This is a genomic window from Streptomyces poriferorum (assembly GCF_019399235.1).
Taxonomy (GTDB): Bacteria; Actinomycetota; Actinomycetes; order Streptomycetales; family Streptomycetaceae; genus Streptomyces; species Streptomyces poriferorum.
Window position 1 is genome coordinate 1 of the sequence record NZ_JAELVH010000047.1, and the last position, 19,882, is coordinate 19,882.

General features: G+C 70.2%; 17 protein-coding genes, 3 tRNA genes and 1 pseudogene. 13 read left to right on the forward strand and 8 right to left on the reverse strand.

The genetic code is table 11. From position 1 onward, the window contains the following. The 5 genes and pseudogenes from JGS39_RS11230 to JGS39_RS11250 all read left to right on the forward strand — a co-directional run. Positions 1–621: pseudogene (locus JGS39_RS11230) on the forward strand (DNA polymerase III subunit gamma and tau); the annotation flags it as partial. A gap of 114 nt (positions 622–735) precedes the next feature. After that, complete coding sequence (gene purD / locus JGS39_RS11235) at positions 736–1,986, forward strand: phosphoribosylamine--glycine ligase (protein ID WP_219568695.1); 1,251 nt, start codon at positions 736–738, stop codon at positions 1,984–1,986. Between the two features lie 316 nt (positions 1,987–2,302). Next, positions 2,303–4,036, forward strand: coding sequence for a hypothetical protein (locus tag JGS39_RS11240; RefSeq protein WP_219568696.1), 1,734 nt, complete (start codon positions 2,303–2,305; stop codon positions 4,034–4,036). Between the two features lie 180 nt (positions 4,037–4,216). Beyond that, on the forward strand, positions 4,217–5,680 hold the full coding sequence (locus JGS39_RS11245) for a N,N-dimethylformamidase beta subunit family domain-containing protein (RefSeq protein WP_219568697.1): 1,464 nt from the start codon (positions 4,217–4,219) through the stop codon (positions 5,678–5,680). 115 nt (positions 5,681–5,795) lie between these two features. Then, entirely contained in the window at positions 5,796–6,710 is a 915-nt protein-coding gene (locus JGS39_RS11250) for a phosphoribosylaminoimidazolesuccinocarboxamide synthase (protein WP_219568698.1), read from the forward strand. A gap of 224 nt (positions 6,711–6,934) precedes the next feature. Here JGS39_RS11250 and JGS39_RS11255 read toward each other — a convergent pair. From JGS39_RS11255 to JGS39_RS11290, 8 genes are all read right to left on the reverse strand, one after another. After that, positions 6,935–7,007: transfer RNA gene (locus tag JGS39_RS11255), tRNA-Gly, on the reverse strand. Between the two features lie 22 nt (positions 7,008–7,029). Beyond that, on the reverse strand, positions 7,030–7,641 hold the full coding sequence (locus JGS39_RS11260; RefSeq protein WP_219568699.1) for a response regulator transcription factor: 612 nt from the start codon (positions 7,639–7,641) through the stop codon (positions 7,030–7,032). Between the two features lie 2 nt (positions 7,642–7,643). Continuing rightward, entirely contained in the window at positions 7,644–8,927 is a 1,284-nt protein-coding gene (locus JGS39_RS11265; RefSeq protein WP_219568700.1) for a sensor histidine kinase, read from the reverse strand. 19 nt (positions 8,928–8,946) lie between these two features. Then, the gene (locus JGS39_RS11270; protein WP_219568701.1) at positions 8,947–9,756 is read right to left on the reverse strand and encodes an ABC transporter permease; all 810 of its coding nucleotides are present in this window, start codon (positions 9,754–9,756) and stop codon (positions 8,947–8,949) included. Then, complete coding sequence (locus JGS39_RS11275; protein WP_219568702.1) at positions 9,753–10,697, reverse strand: ABC transporter ATP-binding protein; 945 nt, start codon at positions 10,695–10,697, stop codon at positions 9,753–9,755. The genes JGS39_RS11270 and JGS39_RS11275 overlap by 4 nt, the downstream gene beginning before the upstream one ends. A 188-nt stretch (positions 10,698–10,885) precedes the next feature. Continuing rightward, positions 10,886–10,958: transfer RNA gene (locus tag JGS39_RS11280), tRNA-Gly, on the reverse strand. An 80-nt stretch (positions 10,959–11,038) separates the two neighbouring features. After that, positions 11,039–11,110: transfer RNA gene (locus tag JGS39_RS11285), tRNA-Gly, on the reverse strand. Positions 11,111–11,276: 166 nt separating this feature from the next. Beyond that, the gene (locus JGS39_RS11290; protein ID WP_219568703.1) at positions 11,277–11,612 is read right to left on the reverse strand and encodes a histone-like nucleoid-structuring protein Lsr2; all 336 of its coding nucleotides are present in this window, start codon (positions 11,610–11,612) and stop codon (positions 11,277–11,279) included. A 406-nt stretch (positions 11,613–12,018) separates the two neighbouring features. Here JGS39_RS11290 and purS point away from each other — a divergent pair, with 406 nt between their 5' ends. From purS to JGS39_RS11330, 8 genes are all read left to right on the forward strand, one after another. Next, positions 12,019–12,279, forward strand: coding sequence for a phosphoribosylformylglycinamidine synthase subunit PurS (gene purS, locus JGS39_RS11295; RefSeq protein WP_136330173.1), 261 nt, complete (start codon positions 12,019–12,021; stop codon positions 12,277–12,279). Beyond that, complete coding sequence (purQ, locus tag JGS39_RS11300; protein ID WP_219568704.1) at positions 12,276–12,956, forward strand: phosphoribosylformylglycinamidine synthase subunit PurQ; 681 nt, start codon at positions 12,276–12,278, stop codon at positions 12,954–12,956. Before purS ends, purQ begins: the two co-directional genes overlap by 4 nt. Further along, on the forward strand, positions 12,953–15,202 hold the full coding sequence (gene purL / locus JGS39_RS11305; RefSeq protein WP_219568705.1) for a phosphoribosylformylglycinamidine synthase subunit PurL: 2,250 nt from the start codon (positions 12,953–12,955) through the stop codon (positions 15,200–15,202). The genes purQ and purL overlap by 4 nt, the downstream gene beginning before the upstream one ends. A 167-nt stretch (positions 15,203–15,369) precedes the next feature. Then, complete coding sequence (locus JGS39_RS11310) at positions 15,370–15,936, forward strand: ArsR/SmtB family transcription factor (protein WP_219568706.1); 567 nt, start codon at positions 15,370–15,372, stop codon at positions 15,934–15,936. Positions 15,937–16,167: 231 nt separating this feature from the next. Further along, the gene (locus JGS39_RS11315; RefSeq protein WP_219568707.1) at positions 16,168–17,136 is read left to right on the forward strand and encodes a peptidoglycan DD-metalloendopeptidase family protein; all 969 of its coding nucleotides are present in this window, start codon (positions 16,168–16,170) and stop codon (positions 17,134–17,136) included. Between the two features lie 208 nt (positions 17,137–17,344). Then, a complete protein-coding gene (locus JGS39_RS11320; protein WP_219568716.1) occupies positions 17,345–17,983 on the forward strand; it encodes a TetR/AcrR family transcriptional regulator in 639 nt (212 codons plus the stop codon). Between the two features lie 137 nt (positions 17,984–18,120). Then, positions 18,121–18,921, forward strand: a complete 801-nt coding sequence (locus JGS39_RS11325) for a maleylpyruvate isomerase family mycothiol-dependent enzyme (protein WP_219568708.1) — start codon at positions 18,121–18,123, stop codon at positions 18,919–18,921. A 37-nt stretch (positions 18,922–18,958) separates the two neighbouring features. Then, positions 18,959–19,864 carry an META domain-containing protein gene (locus tag JGS39_RS11330; protein ID WP_219568709.1) on the forward strand — a complete coding sequence of 302 codons (906 nt, stop codon included), beginning with the start codon at positions 18,959–18,961 and terminating at the stop codon, positions 19,862–19,864. Positions 19,865–19,882 lie beyond the last annotated feature (18 nt).

The window sequence follows — 19,882 nt, forward strand, 5'->3', positions numbered from 1 at the left end:
GCCGCCCCGGCGCCCGTCGCCGCCGAGCCCGCTCCGGGTGCGACGCAGGGCGCCGCGCAGGTGCGCAACATGTGGCCCGACATCCTGGAGGCGGTCAAGGGCCGCCGCCGGTTCACCTGGATCCTGCTCAGCCAGAATGCCCAGGTCACCGGCTTCGACGGCAGCACCCTGCAGATCGGCTTCCTCAACGCCGGCGCCCGCGACAACTTCGCGAGCAGCGGCAGCGAGGAAGTACTGAAGCAGGCCCTGGCCGAGCGGTTCGGCGCGCAGTGGAAGATCGAGGCGATCGTCGACCCGTCGGGCGGCGCCGGACAGTCCCCGCAGGTCGGCGGCGGCCGCCCGGCCGCATCCGCGCCGCCGGCACCGCAGCGCCCTGCGGCCCCCGCCCCGCAGCAGTACGAGCCCCGGCCCGCGCCGGAGCGGCAGCAGCCCGGCGGCGGCTCCGCCGCGGAACCCGCACCTCCGTCGTACACCGCTCCCGAACCGCCCCGTTCGGTCGCACCCGAGGACGACACCCCCGAGGCCGACGACCCCGACCTCGTCGACTCGGCACTGTCCGGCCATGACCTGATCGTCCGCGAACTGGGCGCCACGGTCGTCGAGGAGTTCACCAACGAGTAGGGCGCGCGGCGGGGCCCTTCCGCGAGAGGCCCCGCCCTGCCCGTCCGGCGCCCCTGCTGTCCACGGAGCGGCTTCCGTCAAGGGGGCGGCGCCCCGGCGGCTAGGCTGCACCCCGTGAAGGTCCTCGTCATCGGCGGCGGCGCCCGCGAACACGCCCTGTGCCGCTCTCTCTCCCTCGACCCCGACGTCACCGCTCTGTACTGCGCTCCCGGCAACGCCGGCATCGCAGAGGTGGCCGAACTGTACCCGGTCGACGCTCTCGACGGCGCTGCCGTCGCGCGCCTCGCCACCGAACTGGGCGCCGAGCTGGTGGTCGTCGGCCCGGAGGCACCGCTTGTCGCCGGGGTCGCCGACGCCGTGCGCGCCGCCGGTGTCCCCTGCTTCGGCCCGTCCGGAAAGGCCGCCCAGCTCGAGGGCTCCAAGGCCTTCGCCAAGGACGTGATGGCCGGAGCGGGCGTCCCGACAGCCCGTAGCTACGTCTGCACCACGCCCGCGGAGATCGACACCGCCCTCGACGCGTTCGGAGCCCCTTACGTCGTCAAGGACGACGGCCTCGCCGCAGGCAAGGGCGTCGTCGTCACCGATGACATCGAGGCGGCCCGCGCCCACGCGCTGGCCTGCGACCGCGTGGTCATCGAGGAGTTCCTCGACGGCCCCGAGGTGAGCCTCTTCGCGATCACCGATGGCACCACCGTGCTGCCGCTCCAGCCCGCCCAGGACTTCAAGCGGGCCCTCGACAACGACGAGGGCCCGAACACCGGCGGCATGGGCGCGTACTCCCCGCTGCCGTGGGCCGACCCGAAGCTGGTCGACGAGGTCATGGAGTCGGTCCTCCAGCCGACCGTCGACGAGCTCCGCCGCCGCGGCACGCCCTTCTCAGGGCTGCTGTACGCGGGCCTCGCGATCACCTCGCGCGGCGTACGGGTCATCGAGTTCAACGCGCGCTTCGGCGACCCGGAGACCCAGGTGGTCCTGGCCCGTCTGAAGACCCCGCTCGCAGGCGTCCTGCTCGGCTCCGCCAACGGAACCCTGGACGAGCTGCCCCCGTTGAAGTGGCGCGACGAGGCCGCGGTCACCGTGGTCATCGCCTCCCACAACTACCCGGACACCCCGCGGACGGGCGATCCGATCGAAGGGCTCGACGAGGTTGCGGCACAGGACGCGCCGTACGCGTACGTCCTGCACGCCGGGACCCGCCAGGAGGGCGACAAGGTCGTCAGCGCGGGCGGCCGCGTGCTCTCCGTGACCGCGACGGCCAAGGACCTCGCGGGGGCCCGTGAGCGTGCCTACGCGGCGGCTGCCCGCATCCGGCTCGACGGCTCCCAGCTCCGCACGGACATCGCCAAGAAGGCCGCGGAGGCCTGACCCGTACCTCCTCGGAGAGGGCCGCGGAGGCCTGCCCGTACCGGTCGGAGAGGGCCGCGGAGGCCTGACCCGTACCGCCCCGGCCGAACCACTGACGCGCCGCTGCCCTATGGACAGCGGCGCGTCAGCACCTTTGCCCAAAGCCATTCCATCGAGTGACGGCTGAGCCATCCGGATGACGCCCGCCGAAGCCCCAACTAGGGTGCGGCGCAAGCGTTCCGGCACTTGGCCCACCGGCATTGCGATGTCAGTGACCGGTGCCACAGTGGGGGAGTGAGCAACACCGCCGTGGGGGCAGAGGGGGTGACGTCCGGCCGTGTCCGGTACCGGTACAGGTGAGGAGCTGGGTGCGCAGGCAGCGCGCGCCCGGGCTCTCGTGCTGCTGCGCATCCGCAGCAGGGCAACGGCAGTAGCGTTGCTGCCGGCCGCGTTCGCCGTCGTGCTGTTCGCCGCGGGCGGGCAGGGCTTCGCCGAGGGCAGCGGCTGGGATGCGGTGCGCTGGGCCGTGACGGCCTGCGCCGTCGTCGTCCTGCTCGTCGCCGCGGCCGTCGCGATCGCGGTCGTACGGGCGAAGCCGGCGGTCAGCCCGACCGTCCCGCTCAGCGAGGAGGCCGCTCCGGATCTCTACCGGCTGGTCCGCGACCTGGCGGAGCGGCTCGGGGTGCCCGCGCCCTCGGCCATAGCGCTCACGCCCGACTGCGACAGCTGGCTGGAGGACCGCACCCACCCGGCTGCGGACCGCGCGGCCCGCGAGGCCGCGAACGGGGACCGGAGCGGGCCGGCGGACGGTTCGGGCCGTCGGCCGGGGCGCCGTCGCCGGGTCGAGGCGGCACCCGTGCTGGTGATCGGCTCCCCGTTCCTCTGGTGGATGCGGGTCGCCGAGCTGCGGGCGGTGCTCGCGCCGGTCGTGGCCGGCACCGGCCCCTCCGCCCACCCCGACATAGCCGCGGCCCGGCGTTTCGTACGCGGCCTGGACGGGGCGGTCGCCGATGCGGCGGAACCCGTCCAGGGGTCGCTGCGCAAGGCCCTGCGGCTGCCCGGCCGTTTCGTCGGCCGGATCGCCCGGCTGCTCCTGCGCAGTTGCCGTGGCCATGCCGCCGAGATGGAGCGGGGCGTCGCCGCCGCCGCGTCGACGCGGGCACAGGCCGTGGACTACGGACTGCGGGTCGTCGCCCAGGAACAGGTCGGTCTCGCCTACGCGGGCTGGGACCGGCTGCTCACCCGCGTCGCGCTTCCCGCCTGGCGGATGGGGCGCTGGCCGTCCCAGTTGGACGCGGGCGTCGTCTCCGCCCTGACCGAGCTCTCCCGCCGTGACCGGCTGGCCGAGGGGTTCACCACCCGGCTCGGCGAGCGTCCCGCATGCGACCTCCTGGAAGAGCCGGGAGCGGCCGACGAGGCGGCGTCCCTGCTGGCCGCGAGGCTCTTCCACGGCGGTCCCGCGGAGACCGGGCCCGACTGGGCCCCGGTGGACTGGCAGCAGTATCCGGAAGAGGTCGTCGACCGGAAGTGGCGCACCGAGGCGGCCCGGCTGCACCGGGTCCTGGACAGCATGGGCGTACCCCCCGCCTCCGGCACCGGTTCCGACACCGCGTGCGCGGGGGTGCCCACACTGGCGCGCGTCGTCGAGCACCTTGCCGCGGGCCAGGACGGCGGCGAGGAGCTCGCGGCCGGGATCAGCGCGGCCGTGGCCCGGGACGAGGCCCAGGCCCCTCAGGTGGTCAGCGGCGGCGCGGGGGACGCGGCCGGCGATGTGCTGGACCTGTGGGGACCCGATCCGCTCCCGCTCTTCCCGCTCCAGCCGCCCCGTACCGGTACCGAACTGCTTGCGGACCATGTCGCTGCGATGGTCTGCTGCGCCGCGGTCGACACGGCGGGCGCGGCGCCCGGGCTGGACTGGCTCGACGGACCCGCACTCCTGGTGGACGGTGAACGCCCGGCCGACCTCGGCAGCCCGGTCCTCAGCCTGGTCGAGGACGGGGACGCGGGGCCGTTGCGGTCCTGGCTCGCCTCGGTCGGCGTGCGTACCGACAAGCCCGTGCGTCTCGTCTGAAACACGTGAGGGCGGACGGCTGTTCAGGCCGCCCACCCCCGATACCCGGAACCTCAGGTTCCGTTCACGTCAATTCGCGACGAACGGTGACGGAGTGCATGCGTTATGTGATGTGCTGGGGATCGGCGCTGACAGTTGGCGCACCACTGTTGTTCCGGGGGCCTGAGGGAGGGATGCGCCATGGGGGCGGAGCAGATTCGTCGTTGGGAGTCGGGTGCCCTGGCGCATGCCGTCACCGATCCCTTCGGCCAGGGGCCCCTTCCCTGGCTGCGCGGGAGTGAGAACTACTTCGACGACACCGGTCAGGTCGTGCCCTGGTACGCCGACCCCACCCTGCCCCGCGGCTCCACCGGCGGAGGCACCCGCACCGCCGACGACGTCCGCCGCCAGATCAAGGGATTCATCTCCACCGGCGCCGCGGCCCCCGGCGAGGCGATCGACTTCCACATCACCGTGGACCCGCCCCAGCAGTTCTCCGTGGACATCTACCGCATCGGCCACTACGGCGGCGACGGCGCCGCGAAGATCACCACGAGCCCGCGGCTCTCCGGCATCGTCCAGCCGGCTCCCCTCACGGCCGACCGCACGGTCTCCTGCCACCACTGGTGGCAGTCCTGGCGGCTGCAGATCCCGACGTACTGGTCGATCGGCGCGTACGTCGCCGTGCTCACCACGGTCGACGGCCACCGCTCCCACATCCCCTTCACCGTCCGCGACGACCACCCGGCCGACCTGCTGCTGGTGCTCCCGGACATCACGTGGCAGGCGTACAACCTCTATCCCGAGGACGGTGTGACCGGCGCCAGCCTCTACCACGCCTGGGACGAACAGGGCCGGCTGCTGGGGGAGGAGGATGCGGCGGTCACCGTCTCCTTCGACCGCCCCTACGCGGGCGCCGGGCTTCCGCTCCATGTCGGCCACGCCTACGACTTCATCCGCTGGGCCGAGCGCTACGGCTACGACATCGCCTACGCCGACACCCGTGATCTGCACGCGGGCCGGATCGACCCGACGCGCTACCGGGGCCTCGTGTTCCCCGGCCATGACGAGTACTGGTCGGTCCCCATGCGCCGCACCGCCGAACGCGCCCGCGACAACGGCACGTCCCTCGTCTTCCTCTCCGCCAACACCATGTACTGGCAGGTCAGCCTCGCGCCGTCGCCCTCGGGCGTCCCCGACCGGCTGCTCAGCTGCCGCAAGCGCCGGGGCCCGGGCAAGCCCGCGCTCTGGCGCGAGCTCGACCGCCCCGAGCAGGAACTGCTCGGCATCCAGTACGCGGGCCGGGTGCCCGACCCCCACCCTCTGGTCGTGCGGAACGCGGAGCACTGGCTCTGGGACGCGACGGGCGCCGCCGAGGGCGACGAGATCGACGGCCTGGTCGCGGGCGAGGCCGACCGCTACTTCCCGCGGACGACGCTTCCCGAGCACGACAACCGCATCCTGCTCGCACACTCCCCGTACCAGGACAGCGACGGGGTGACGCGCCACCAGGAGACATCCCTGTACCGGGCCCCGTCGGGTGCGCTCGTCTTCGCCTCCGGCACCTTCGCCTGGTCTCCGGCCCTGGACCGCCCCGGCCATGTGGACCCGCGGATCCAGCGGGCGACCGCCAACCTCCTCGACCGCATCTGCAAGCGGGCTTGAGGACACGGCCGCCCCCACCCGCTCCCGGCAGCGCGTCCGCACCCCCTGCGCGGCTGTCCGCACCCTGATACGGGACAATCGGAGCAGCTCCTGGATCAACCTACGCGGAGGCAGCGTGTCCGGATTTGTAGAAAAGCCCGAGCCCGTGCAGGTTCCGGGGCTCACCCACCTGCACACAGGCAAGGTGCGCGACCTGTACCGGAACGAGGCGGGTGACCTCGTCATGGTCGCCAGCGACCGGATGTCCGCGTACGACTGGGTCCTGCCCACCGAGATCCCGGACAAGGGCCGCGTCCTGACCCGGCTCTCGCTGTGGTGGTTCGACCAGCTCGCCGACCTCGTGCCGAACCACGTCCTGTCCACGGAGCTGCCCGCCGGCGCCCCGGCGGACTGGGCCGGCCGCACAACGATCTGCAAGTCACTGCGGATGGTCCCGGTCGAGTGTGTCGCCCGCGGCTACCTGACCGGCTCCGGCCTGGTCGAGTACAACGCGTCCCGCACCGTCTGCGGCCTCGCCCTTCCCGAGGGGCTCGTCGACGGCTCCGAGCTGCCGACGCCGATCTTCACCCCCGCCACCAAGGCGGCGGTCGGTGATCACGACGAGAACGTGAGCTACGAGGAAGTGGCCCGGCAGGTCGGAGCCGAGACCGCCGCACAGCTGCGCCGCACGACCCTGGACGTATACAGCCGAGCCCGCGACATCGCACGCGAGCGCGGGATCATCCTCGCGGACACGAAGTTCGAGTTCGGCTTCGCGCCCACCGCCGACGGCGGCGAGGAACTGATCATCGCGGACGAGGTGCTCACCCCGGACTCCTCCCGCTTCTGGCCGGTCGACGGCTGGGAGCCGGGCCGCGCCCAGCCGTCGTACGACAAGCAGTTCGTCCGTGACTGGCTGACCTCGCCGGCCTCCGGCTGGGACCGCAAGAGCGAGCAGCCGCCGCCGGCGCTGCCCCAGGAGATCGTGGACGCGACCCGCGCCAAGTACCTGGAGGCGTACGAACTCCTCACGGGCACGCCCTGGAACTAGTGCCGCGACGGGGCAACGTTTGCCCGTAAAGGAGCGGCGTCCGGTGCGTGCTCTCGGCGTGCCGGCCGGAAGTCCTCGTACTGGACGTACTCGGGCTTTCGTCCGGTGCGGCGAGAGTGCTGCCGGGCGTCGCGACGGGGCAAACGTTGCCTGCCACGGCGCTAGCTCCTCCCGGCACACGAAGAAGCCCCCGGCCGAAAGGCTGGGGGCTTCTTGCTGAACCGAGCGGACGACCAGGTTCGAACTGGCGACCTCAACCTTGGCAAGGTTGCGCTCTACCAACTGAGCTACGTCCGCAAGCGCCGAAGCGCGAGAACTACTATACCCATCCCCGCTCGCGTGCGAGACGCACTGCGGCATGACGATTCTCCGCCCCGAGCTTCGCGGCCGCCGCCGAGAGGTAGTTGCGCACCGTCCCCTGTGACAAGGACGCCCGCTCCGCGATCTCGGCGACCGGCGCCCCGTCGGCCGCCAGTTCCAGCACCTCGGCCTCGCGCACGGTCAGCGGCGAGTCGCCGGCGGCGATGGCGTCGGCCGCCAACTCCGGGTCCACATAGCGGTTTCCTGCATGCACGGTGCGGATGATGCCGGCCAGTTGCCGGGCGCTCACGGTCTTCGGCACGAACGCCCGCACGCCCGCTGCGAGGGCTCTCTTGAGATGCCCCGGGAGGCCGTGACTCGTCACGATCATGGTTCTGCAACCCGGTAGTTCGGACCGTATCGATGTGGCGACGCTCACACCGTCCGCCCCCGGCATCTCCAGATCCAGCACCACCACATCGGGGCGGTGTGCCCGGGCCATGGCAAGCGCCTCGGGGCCGGTGGCGGCCTCGGCGACCACCACCAGGTCGTCCTCCAGCGCGAGCAGGGCAGCGAGCGCGCCCCGGATCAGGTGCTCGTCATCGGCGAGCAGTACGCGTACCGCGGTCATCGTCATTCCTCCAGAAGGGCCGTACGCGATCGGTCACCGGCAGCCGCGTACGGGAAGTCAGCGGATTTCGCGCGGGCCAGCGGGATCCGCGCGCTCAGCCGGAACAGGCTGTCCGCTGCCGGACCCGCCTCCAGCGCCCCGTCGAGCTCGCCGAGCCGTTCGCGCAGTCCGGCCAGCCCGGAGCCGGTTCCCTCCGGAGCTGCCGCAGGCGCCCCGTCGTTCTCCACGTCCAGCACCACCGCGTCCGCCGAGATGCCGAGCCGGATGGTGCATCGGCCCGGGTCGCCGTGCCGCAGGACATTGGTCGCGGCTTCGCGCACCACCCAGCCGAGCGCCGACTGGACGGGCCCGGGCAGCCCCGTACCGTCGCTGCCCGTCACCGTGCACTCGATGCCCGCTGCTCGCAACACGCCTTGGGCCCCGGCCAGTTCCGTGGCCAGATCGGCTTTCCGATACCCCCGTACGACGTCGCGGACCTCCTGCTGCGAGGCTCGGGCTATCCGCTGCACCTCCACCATCTGGTCCAGCGCCTCGGGCCTGCCCCGCTGTGCGAGCTCCACCGCCAGTTCGCTCTTCAGCGCGATCACCGCGAGATTGCGGCCCATCACGTCGTGCAGGTCCCGCCCGAACCGCAGCCGCTCCTCGGCGACTGCCAGCCTGGCCTGCACATCCCGGGCCTCCTCGGCCTGCCACATCACGCTCAGGCTCCAGGCGCTGGGTCGTACCGAAATCAGGACCAGCACGCAGCCGAAGAGCGTGGCCGGTACGACGCCGGCCAACGTGCCACCCCGTACCCCGGCCGCGGCGAGTGCGCCGGTGGTCAGTGCGGCGAGAAGGAGCGACTCGATCACGAACGTACGGACCGGAACCAGGAGCACCCTCGTGATCACCAATGCCATCGGCGTGTTCAGGCCCATGAGGAGCAGGCCGGCGCCGGCTACGCCGTCCACAGCGGCCAGCGTCGCCAGCAGGCCCACTTGGAGCATCAGCAGGGCCAGCGGTGCCAGCATCCGTCGTCCGGGAAAGACGGAAATGCCGAGGTAGTGCGCGTACGACGACTCCACATTGCGGTTGCTCAGCAGGCACTGCACGAGGCTCACCACAAGCAGCGCCGAGCCCAGCACCAGCGGAAGCGGCTCATGGCGGATGTCCGACTTGAAGGGCGCCAACTGCCACGACAGGGAGAAGAGCCAGGGGATCGAGGAGATAGTCACCCGTGAGTAGAGATCGATCCGCTCCAGTTTGCTGCGCTCCTGCCAGCTGCGGCGCCATCCCCGTACGTTCATCAACGCGCCACAACCTCTCTCAGCGTCGAGGATCCCAGCGGAACCACCGCTGCACAGCAAACACCGCGAGCGCCGTCCAGACCAGTCCGGTCAGTGCTGCCCCGAGCAGGTCAGCGCCCTCGGGGACGCCCAGCCAGCCCGAACGCACGAGCGTCATCACGCCGGTCAGCGGCAGGAACTCGCAGGCCGACGCGAGCGGGCCGGGAAATATCTCCAGGGGGACGAAGAGCCCCGAGCCCATCATCGAGACGAGGAACAGCGGCAACGTGGTGAGCTGTGCCGTCTGCACGGTGCGCGTCACTATGGAGGTGACCGCGGCCAGTGCCGTCAGCAGCACCACGGCCAGCAGTAGCCCCGCGAGGAGCAGTTCGGGCCGTCGCGGTGCGGTGACGCCGAAGAAGGCCGCGCCGGTCACGATGATCAGCACGGACTGCGTCAGGGCCAGAGCGGCCGAGGGCAGCGCGGTCCCGGTAAGGATCTCGCCGTCGCTGACCTCGCCGGTACGCAGCCGCTTCAGGACCAGGTCCTCGCGCCGAGCCACATAGGCGGCGACCAGGTTCATGTAGACGGCCTGGATGAGCACCGTTCCGATGCCTCCGGTGAGTGCGGCTGCGGCGACCGTCAGCCCGGTCCCGCCGAGATCCACCTGTTCGAGCGTCGACTTCATCGCCACGATCATGGCCGAGGGCACGAGCAGCGCGACGATCACGGCTGTTCTGTTACGGGCGAGCAGTGTCATTTCGGCCCGGCCGAGGGCCATCAGCCTGCCCCGGGCCGTTGTCGTGGTCCGGACCGTCGTGGTCGGCGTGGTCGTTGTTGCGGTCGTCATGACACGGTCACCCCTTCGGCCTCTGCTGCGGACTTTGCGATATCGAGGAATGCCTCTTCGAGCGAGGCGGACCGGGCGTCGAGGCCGGTCAGCGGAACATTCGACTCTGCTGCCCAGCACAGCAGTTCGGTGAGCGACTCCTGGAGCCGGTGGGTACGGATCTCGACCCGTCGCCCTTCGGCCGCGGCGCGCAGGCCCAGCGGCAGGTGGCCCGGCGCGACCCCGGCCGGCAGCTCGAACCGGATCCGTGCGGGGCGCGCGGCCGTCACCTCGGCGGTGCTGCCCGTGGTCACGATCCGGCCCCGGTGCATGATCGCCAGCCGGTCGGCGAGCGCCTCGGCCTCTTCCAGGTAATGCGTGGTCAGCAGGACGGTGATGCCGTCCTCCTTGAGCCGCCGCACCAGCTCCCAGGTGTCGCGCCGCCCCTCGGCGTCGAGGCCGATGGTCGGTTCGTCGAGGAAGAGCACCTCGGGCCGGCCGAGCAGGGCCAGCGCCAGGTCCAGACGTCGCCGCTCGCCACCGGAGAGCTGCTTGACCCGGACCCCGGCCCGGTGGCCGAGCCCCACCAGTTCCAGAGCCTCGGCGGTCGGCCGGGCCCCGCTGGTGCAGCCTGCCCACATCCGTACGGTCTCCGCCGCTGTCAGGTCGGACGGGAAGCCACCCTCCTGAAGCATCACCCCGATCCGCGGCCGGACAGCGGCGCGATCGGCGTACGGGTCGTGGCCGAGCACCCGTATCGCGCCGCTGTCGGGACGGGCCAGCCCTTCGAGGAGTTCGACGGTGGACGTCTTGCCGGCGCCGTTCGTCCCGAGCAGGGCGAACAGTTCGCCACGTGCCACGGAGAACGAGATGCCGGTCACTGCCTCGAAGCCACCCGCGTAGCTGCGCCGGACACCGTCCACCTCGATCGCAGGGCCCTGGGGAATTTCGTCGCTGGTCATGGACTCAAGGTTTCCGCCCGGACAGGACCAGGAGCAGTGCGAGCTGTCATCACTGCCCATGACAAACGTCATGTATCGCTGGAGGACGGCAAACGCCATGTGTGAAGACGGCCGAAGGGGGGAGGGATATGACCGGGGTCGAATACGACGAAGGCCCTGGTCGAAATCGACCAGGGCCTTCGATCAAGAGCGGACGACCAGGTTCGAACTGGCGACCTCAACCTTGGCAAGGTTGCGCTCTACCAACTGAGCTACGTCCGCATTGCAGCCACTCGGCTTTCACCGGTGGAGCGAGCACTACTCTACCTGATCCACTGGAGTGGTTGAGGAGAGCGATGCAGAGCGGGTGACAGGAATTGCACACTGCGCCTTCCCCCTGGAAGGGGGATGTTCTACTACTGAACTACACCCGCACGCTGCGTGGGGTTCGGCTTTGCGGCCTTGCCCTTCGGCGTGCTCCAGACTCTAGCCGACCTGCAGGGGTGTCGCGCAAGTCGGCTCCCGCGGGGGTGTCGCCCGGGTGGCCGGTGACGGGCGGTCCCGTACCCGCCGACCGGCCGGCCGTCACCGCCCGTCCGCTCAACTTGCTTCCTGGAACGCCTCGTAGACCTTCTTGGGGATCCGGCCCCGGGCCGGCACCTCCATCCGGTGCGAGCGGGCCCAGGCGCGAACGGCCGCCGGGTCGGGCGCGAGCGAGGTGTGCCGGTACGAGACGGGAACCTTGCCGTGCTTGCCTGCGTTTGTCTGCTTTCGGCCGGCCGCCACGTACGGCGCCAGGGCCTTGCGCAGCTTCTTTGCATTGGAGGGATTCAGGTCGATCTCGTACGACTTCCCGTCCAGGGCGAAGGTGACCGTTTCCGCCGCTGCTCCCCCGTCGATGTCGTCGGAGAGCGTGACCACTACGCGCTGAGCCACGGATATCGGTCCTTTCCTACGGCATCCTCGCCTGACATGCGTGGATGCCGGCCTTCCGGCTGTGAGCGCGGATGCGGGCCGACCGGTGTCGGCCGTTTAGGGGCAATGTCGCTTTCCCCGGTAATCATTTGTACAGCGACCGGCACCGCATTGTGAAGCCCGCCCAATTACCTGCGCGTGTCAACCTGATTTGTGTGCTGCTGGTGGGGATTTTTGTCGCAGGATTTTTCGCCCCCGTTGTCGTGCCCGATATCCCGGCGTGATGTGGTCCGCATCCCGGCGTGATGTGGTCCGCTCGATATCTACCCGCGTAGAATTTCTGGCCAGGTACGCTGAGTGGACCCGCGGGGGTCTGGGGAACCCCCCGGAGAAACAGCCGCACCACACCACCACACCGGGAGTGCCAGTGGCACGCGTCGTAGTCGACGTCATGCTCAAGCCCGAGATCCTCGACCCGCAGGGACAGGCTGTGCAGCGTGCGCTGCCCCGTCTCGGCTTCGAGGGAATCGCGGACGTACGTCAGGGAAAGCGTTTCGAGCTGGAGATCGAGGGGCCGGTGGATGACGCCGCGCTCGCTCGTATTCACGAGATGGCCGAGACGTTCCTCGCCAACACCGTGATCGAGGACTTCACCGTGAAGGTGGAGAAGGCCGAGGAGTCGAAGTGACTGCTCGTATCGGAGTCGTCACCTTTCCGGGCACGCTCGACGACCAGGACAGCCTTCGGGCCGTACGGGTCGCCGGCGCCGAACCCGTATCGCTGTGGCACCGCGACAAGGACCTGCACCAGGTCGACGCGGTCATCCTCGCGGGCGGTTTCTCCTACGGCGACTATCTGCGGGCCGGAGCCATCTCCCGCTTCTCGCCGGTCATGGAGACGGTGATCGAGCAGGCGAAGGCGGGCATGCCGGTTCTCGGCATCTGCAACGGCTTCCAGATCCTGACCGAGGCTCATCTGCTGCCCGGTGCGATGCTGCGCAACAACCACCTGCACTTCATCTGCCGCGACCAGAAGCTCCGCGTCGAGAACGCGGAGACGTCCTGGACCTCGGACTACTCCGCAGGCCAGGAAATCTCCGTACCGCTCAAGAACATGGACGGCCGCTACACCGCCGACGAGCGCACGCTCGACGAGTTGGAGGCCGAGGGCCGTGTCGCGTTCCGCTACGTGGACGCGAACCCCAACGGCTCGCTGCGCGACATCGCCGGCATCACCAATGCCGCGGGCAACGTCGTCGGCCTGATGCCGCACCCGGAGCACGCCGTGGAGCCGCTGATCGGCACCGGTCGTACCGACGGTCTCGGTTTCTTCACCTCGATCATCAAGAAGCTGGTCAACGCATGAGCCTGGACACGGTCAAGCACGCGGCCGAAACCCCGGACGTGGAGCAGCCCTGGAAGGAGCTCGGCCTCAAGGAGGACGAGTACGCCAGGGTCCGCGAGATCCTGGGCCGCCGCCCCACCGGCGCCGAGCTCGCCATGTACTCCGTGATGTGGTCCGAGCACTGCTCGTACAAGAGCAGCAAGGTGCACCTCAAGCAGTTCGGCGAGAAGGTTCCCGAGAACGACGCGATGCTCGTCGGTATCGGTGAGAACGCCGGTGTGGTCGACGTCGGCCAGGGTTACGCGGTCACCTTCAAGGTCGAGTCGCACAACCACCCCTCGTACATCGAGCCCTACCAGGGCGCGGCCACCGGCGTCGGCGGCATCGTCCGCGACATCCTCGCCATGGGCGCCCGTCCGATCGCGGTCGTCGACCCGCTGCGCTTCGGTGCGGCCGACCACCCCGACACCCGGCGCGTCCTGCCGGGCATCGTCGCGGGCATCGGCGGCTACGGGAACTGCCTCGGCCTGCCCAACATCGGCGGCGAGGTCGTCTTCGACGCCTGCTACCAGGGCAACCCGCTCGTCAACGCCGGCTGCATCGGCGTGATGAAGCACGAGGACATCCACCTGGCCCAGGCCTCCGGCCCCGGCAACAAGGTGATCCTTTACGGCGCCCGCACGGGCGGCGACGGCATCGGCGGCGTCTCCGTGCTTGCCTCGGAGACCTTCGACGACACCAAGCCCACCAAGCGGCCCGCCGTCCAGGTCGGCGACCCGTTCCAGGAGAAGCTCCTCATCGAGTGCACCCTGGAGATCTTCAAGGAGAAGCTCGTCGCGGGCATCCAGGACCTCGGCGGCGCCGGGCTCTCCTGTGCCACGTCCGAGCTGGCCTCCGCGGGCTCCGGGGGCATGCGCGTCGAGCTGGACACCGTGCCGCTGCGCGACTCCTCCCTCTCGCCCGAGGAAATCCTCATGAGCGAGTCGCAGGAGCGCATGTGCGCGATCGTCGAGCCGCAGCACGTGGACCGCTTCATGGAGATCTGTGAGAAGTGGGACGTCATCGCCACCGTCATCGGTGAGGTGACCGAGGGATCCCAGCTGGAGATCTTCTGGCACGGCGAGCAGATCGTGGACGTGCCGCCGCGGTCCGTCGCCCACGAGGGCCCGACCTACCACCGTCCGTTCGCACGCCCGTCCTGGCAGGACGCGCTGCAGGCCGACGACGCCGGCAGGCTGGCCCGTCCGGCCAATGGTGCCGAGCTGCGCGAGCAGGTTCTGCAGCTGGTCTCCTCGCCGAACCAGGCGTCGAAGGCCTGGATCACGGACCAGTACGACCGGTTCGTGCAGGGCAACACCGTGCTTGCGATGCCCGAGGACGCGGGCATGGTCCGCATCGACGAGGAGTCCAACCTCGGCGTCGCCATGGCGACCGACGGCAACGGCCGGTACGCGAAGCTCGACCCGTACACCGGTGCGCAGCTCGCCCTGGCGGAGTCGTACCGCAACGTCGCCGCTTCCGGCGCCAAGCCGCTCGCCATCTCGGACTGCCTGAACTTCGGTTCGCCCGAGGACCCGGACGTCATGTGGCAGTTCGCCGAGGCCACCCGTGGCCTGGCGGACGGCTGCCTGGAGCTGGGGACGCCGGTCACCGGCGGCAACGTGTCGCTGTACAACCAGACCGGTGAGACGGCCATCCACCCGACGCCGGTCGTGGCCGTGCTCGGTGTGATCGACGACGTCACGCGGCGTACGCCGGTCGCCTTCAAGGAAGAGGGCCAGCTCCTCTACCTGCTGGGTGACACCCACGAGGAGTTCGGCGGCTCGGCCTGGTCCGAGGTCGTCCACCAGCACCTCGGCGGCATGCCGCCCAAGGTCGACCTGGGCCGCGAGAAGCTGCTCGGTGAGATCCTCATCTCCGCGTCCCGCGACGGCATGATCGACGCGGCGCACGACCTGTCCGACGGCGGCCTTATCCAGGCGGTCACCGAGTCCTGCCTGCGTGGCGGGAAGGGTGCCCGGCTGGTCGTGCCGGACGGACTGGACGCGTTCACGTTCCTGTTCTCCGAGTCGGCGGGACGCGCGATCGTCTCGATCCCGCGCAGCGAGGAGCTCCGCTTCAACGACATGTGCGGGGCGCGGGGTCTGCCCGTGACCCGGATCGGCGTCGTGGACGGCGAGGAGATCGAGATCCAGGGCGAGTTCAGCATTCCGCTGAGCGAGCTGCGTACGGCACACGAGGGGACGATCCCCGCGCTGCTCGCGTAGCCGGGCGGATACGTCCGTCACCCTTCGCGCAAGCCCCCGTCCGGTTTCGACCGGGCGGGGGCTTGCGCGTGCCGCTCCGGTGCTGCCGCGCGCCCGTTCTGGGGACTGCTTTCCTGGTTTCCCGTAGCCCCTTGACGGGGATTACGTAATTACGTAATCCTTGGTCTGTGGAGCTGGAGGAGCGAGTCTCGGAACTGGAACGGCGGCTTGAGGCGCTCGTGGGTGAGCGTCCTGACGCGCCGGCCCCGACGGGAGCCGATTTCTGGGCTCTGGAGGGGTTGAAGCAGCAGTTGGAGGGGGTGGGGGCAGCCGGTGGTGGGGTGCTCTATACGGGTGCGGTGCGCCTGCCCACGGGCGAGCGGTACGAGTGGCAGTACGGCGCGCTGACGGAGCAGTTGCTGGACGGGGGTGGCGGAGACCCGGATGAGGCGCGTGACGCGGGGGAGAGGGGCGGTCCGGCGCCTGCGGGCCCCGACTGGGCGGATATCGCTGAGTCGTTCGCCGCACTGGGCCACCCGGTGCGGCTGCGGCTGCTCCGGGAGATCCTCGGCGGCCGACGCACAGCGGCGGAACTGGCCGCGCTCGACGAGACCGGTACAACAGGGCAGATCTACCACCATCTGCGTCAGCTGACGGGCGCGGGCTGGCTGCACACGAAGGGGCGCGGGAGGTACGAGGTTCCCGGCGCCCGTGTCGTCCCGCTGCTGGTGGTCCTCACGGCGGCGAAGCCCTGAGCTGCGCTGAAGAGGCCGCGCCGAGAGCCGAGTGCTGACGCCGGAACGGGGCGGGGCACCGAACCGCGAGCGAAGCGGGCCGAGGAGCTGATCGGGAGCGAACCGGGCGCGAACCGAGAGTGAGTCGAGAACGAGTCGAAGCGAGTCGAGGAGCGAACGAAAGCGAATCGACGAACAGGACGACCAGGCCGACGACCAGACCGGCGACCAGACCGACGATCAGGGGAAGTCATGTCTGTCCGTAAAGCTGTCATGGTGATGTACAGGGTCTGCTGGATCATCTTCTTCGCCATGGTGATCCTCAGCCTCGTCACTCGCCCGCCGTTTCCGTACTGGCTGACCTGGGTGCCCGCGGCGGTGGCGATTGCGCTCGCCCTGGCAGCGGGCCGCAGGGCCCGATCGGCGGCCACGAACCCGCGGCCCGCGGTGGAGATCGATCCGCCGGTGGCCGGGCGATGGGTGGCGCTGAACAGTCCGGCGGACAAGGTGCCCAGCCACGGGACACACGGTTACGGACAGACATACGCGATCGACATCGTGGCGGAGCCGGAGCAGGAGGCGCAGCCGGAGCCGGAGCCGCAGCCGGAGCTGAAGGCCGAGGCCCAGCCGGGGGCTAAGGCTGATGCGGGGGTCGGGGCAGGGAAGGGCGGCGGCGTGCTCGGTGGCTTGTCCCGCCCGAAGTTCCGTTATCTCTGGCCGGTCGTCCGGCGCAATCGGCACTTCCCGGCCTTCGGGGCCCCGCTTCTGGCGGTGGCTGACGGCACGGTGGTGCACGCATCGCACGGCCGGCGTGACCATCTCAGTCGGAATTCCGGTCCCGCGTTGATCTACCTGATGCTGATAGAGGCGTCCGTACGGGATGTGCTCGGTCCGGGCGGCATTGTCGGGAACCACCTCGTGCTGGACCTCGGTGACGGTACGTACGCCATGTACGCGCATCTGCGCCGCGGCTCGCTCCAGGTGCGCGTGGGCGAGGAGGTCCGGGCCGGGCAGATGCTCGCCGAGTGCGGAAACTCCGGGAATTCCACCGAACCGCATGTGCATTTCCAGCTGATGGATGATCCGGACCTGGACGTAGCGGTGGGAATTCCGTTTACCTGGCGGGGGATAGGTCTTCCGGCCAACGGAGAGGCGTTCACGGCCGGGGATGCAGCTGGCAGGCGCCTCGTTCCGGATTCGGGTGCCACTCAGGGCTTCTGAGACCGGCTGGCTCGGAAGCCGGAAGCCGGAAGCCGGAAGCCGGAAGCCGGAAGCTGGAAGCTGGAAGCTGGAAGCGGGGTGGCTGGCCTGGAAAGCGGGGAGGCGGCGGTGGTGCCGGGGCGGTGGAAGGTGCCACCCTTCGCGTGGAGATACACCTGGGCAAATATTTGCCTTAGTATAAGTTTCATCCTGGTACAGTGATGTCATGCTGACCGAGGGGATGGGCCTGCGCGAGCGCAAGAAGATCCAGACGCGACGCCGTCTGCTTGCCGAGGCCGCGAGGCTCTTCGGAGAGCGCGGATTCGACCAGGTCTCCGTTGCGGAAATCGCCGAAGCGGCCGACGTGTCGAAGATGACCGTCTTCAACTACTTCGACAGCAAGGAAGACCTGGTTCTCGCTCCCATGGAGGAGCACATCGGGGACGTCGCCCAGGTGGTACGGGACCGGGTGCACGGTGAGTCCGCAGTGGCCGGCGTGCGCCGCCATTTCCTGGCGGCTGTCGAGAACCGCGACCCTTCGGTCGGGATGAGTGATTCACCGGTAGCGCTCGGGCTCCTCCAGCTGATCCAGCAGACGCCTGCACTGCTCACCCGCGCCCGTGCGTTCTTCGCCCGCAGCGACGAGTTGCTCGTCGACGTACTGGTTGAGGAGGGGGAGGACCGGGCTGTCGCGCGCATCGTGGCAGCCCAGTTGATCGGTACCCGCAATGCCCTGATCAGCGAGAACCACCGGCGGTTGTTGGCCGGCGAGTCCGCCGAGGCCATCGCTTCGGGTGCCGCGGCTCTTGCCGGGCGGGCGTTCGATCTGCTCGAGAACGGCTTGGGCGACTTCGCGACCCGGGCCTGACCCCTGGCCCGACCTTGGGCATGGCCCCTGGCATCGCCCGGGCATCGCCCCGGGCCTGGCTCCGAGCTTGGGTCGTGGCGGCGCTGTCCGCCGGTCCTGCGGCATTGGATGCGGCGGTACGCCGTAGGCTCCCGTTCATGCCGCCGTCCCAGAAGCGCGCCCGTCGCTACGACCCGGTCAGGACCCGTGCCGCCGTCCTGGCCCAGTTCTCCCAAGTCCGGTCCGCTGTAAGCACCCTGACCCCCCAGCAACTAGAAGGGCCGAGCGGGCTCGGTGCGTGGACGGTGCGCGAGCTTGCCGTCCACCTGACCATGGCGCTTTCGCACGTCAGCAGGAACCTGGAGCTGCCCGAGCCCGTCCTCGCCAAGCCGGAGGTGACCTTGCTGGAGTGGCCGTTCTCCACGGCGGGGCGAGCCGGCCGGATCGCCGACGACACCGTGGCGCTTGCCGCTGCCCACACCGATGTGGGCGCGCTGTACGGAGAGGTGGCCGAACGGTTCGAGGCGCTGGTGCCGGGAGTCTCCGAGGATCGGTTGCTGGCCACCCGGGTGGGTGCCATGCGGCTCGGGGACTTCCTGGTGACCCGCACCGTGGAGCTCGTGGTCCATACGTACGACCTCAACGAGGCGACCGGACTCGGCATCCCGTACGACCGTCAGGCGCTCGCCGCCTGCACCCGGTTGCTCGCGGACGCCCTGGCGGAGAAGGCGCCGGGGGGTTCGGTCGAGGTGCGGGTGCCGCCCTTCGCGGTGGTCCAGTGTGTCCAGGGGCCCCGGCACACCCGCGGTACGCCGCCCAACGTCGTCGAGACCGATGCGCTCACCTGGATCAGGCTCGCCACCGGTCGTACTCAATGGGCACGTGAGCTCGACGAGGCCAAGGTCAGCGCCAGCGGTGAACGGGCGGATCTTGCCGCGCTGCTGCCGCTGATGGGGTGACGGGAACCGGATCGCGGGTGCCGGCCGTCCCATGGCCATGCACCGTCAAAGCCTGGCTGTCAGCGTCCTGGCCCTTCTCGCCCTTGCCGCCTGCGGTACGGAGCCGGGGGCCGGGTCCGGCCACGGCTCCGGCTCCGGCCACGGTTCTGCTTCCGACGCCAGTGACGGCAGTGGCGGCAGCGACGGCGGTGACGGCAGTGGCGGCAGTGGCACAGTGCGGAGCGGCGCGCCGCTCACCGGCACCCGCTGGGACATCGAATCGGTGACAGCCGGTGGGAAGCGTTCTGTGGCCCCGGCCGGGGCCCATGTCGAATTCGACGCCAAAGGGCGGGCGAGCGGGAGCTACGGCTGCAACCGGTTCACGGCCGAGGCCCGGCTCGACGGCGACACGCTCACCGTCGAGTCCGGCACGACCACCGAGATGGGATGCGAGCCGGACATCCAGCAGTTCGAGGTCCTGCTCTCACAGGCCTTCAGCGGCAAGCTCACCGTCGCGGCCAAGGACGACAGCATCACCCTGACTGGGGCGAAGGGCGGCACCATAGCGCTCACCGCACGGCCCCCGGCCCCACTCACCGGAACGCGCTGGCGGATCACGACCCTGGTCTCCGGCTCCATCGCCTCGTCCCTGCCCGCGGGTACGGCGAACAAGGCGCACCTCACATTCGGCAAGGACGGCACCGTCCAGGGTGTCCTCGGTTGCAACAGCTTCCGCGGCACCGCGGACGTCTCCGGCACCGCTATCGCCTTCGGCCGACTCGTCACCACCCGCAAGATGTGCCCGGACCCCGAGATGCGGCTGGAGCGCGCCCTGCTCGACGTGCTCGACGGGAAACGGACGGCCTATGCGATCACCCACCACACGCTGTCCCTCACCGCACCGGACGGCAAGGGACTCGCGGCCTCGGCTCCGGAGACGAAGGAGGAGGGGTCGGAAGGGTAGGGAAAGGGCAGCAGCGAC

Bases quoted from the DNA above. Each gene is read 5' to 3' on its own strand.
- JGS39_RS11245 (WP_219568697.1), top strand. From the start codon at position 4,217: ATGGGGGCGGAGCAGATTCGTCGTTGGGAGTCGGGTGCCCTGGCGCAT.
- JGS39_RS11260 (WP_219568699.1), bottom strand. From the start codon at position 7,641: ATGACCGCGGTACGCGTACTGCTCGCCGATGACGAGCACCTGATCCGG.
- JGS39_RS11265 (WP_219568700.1), bottom strand. From the start codon at position 8,927: ATGAACGTACGGGGATGGCGCCGCAGCTGGCAGGAGCGCAGCAAACTG.
- JGS39_RS11270 (WP_219568701.1), bottom strand. From the start codon at position 9,756: ATGACGACCGCAACAACGACCACGCCGACCACGACGGTCCGGACCACG.
- JGS39_RS11275 (WP_219568702.1), bottom strand. From the start codon at position 10,697: ATGACCAGCGACGAAATTCCCCAGGGCCCTGCGATCGAGGTGGACGGT.
- purL (WP_219568705.1), top strand. From the start codon at position 12,953: ATGAGCCTGGACACGGTCAAGCACGCGGCCGAAACCCCGGACGTGGAG.
- JGS39_RS11315 (WP_219568707.1), top strand. From the start codon at position 16,168: ATGTCTGTCCGTAAAGCTGTCATGGTGATGTACAGGGTCTGCTGGATC.
- JGS39_RS11325 (WP_219568708.1), top strand. From the start codon at position 18,121: ATGCCGCCGTCCCAGAAGCGCGCCCGTCGCTACGACCCGGTCAGGACC.
- JGS39_RS11330 (WP_219568709.1), top strand. From the start codon at position 18,959: ATGCACCGTCAAAGCCTGGCTGTCAGCGTCCTGGCCCTTCTCGCCCTT.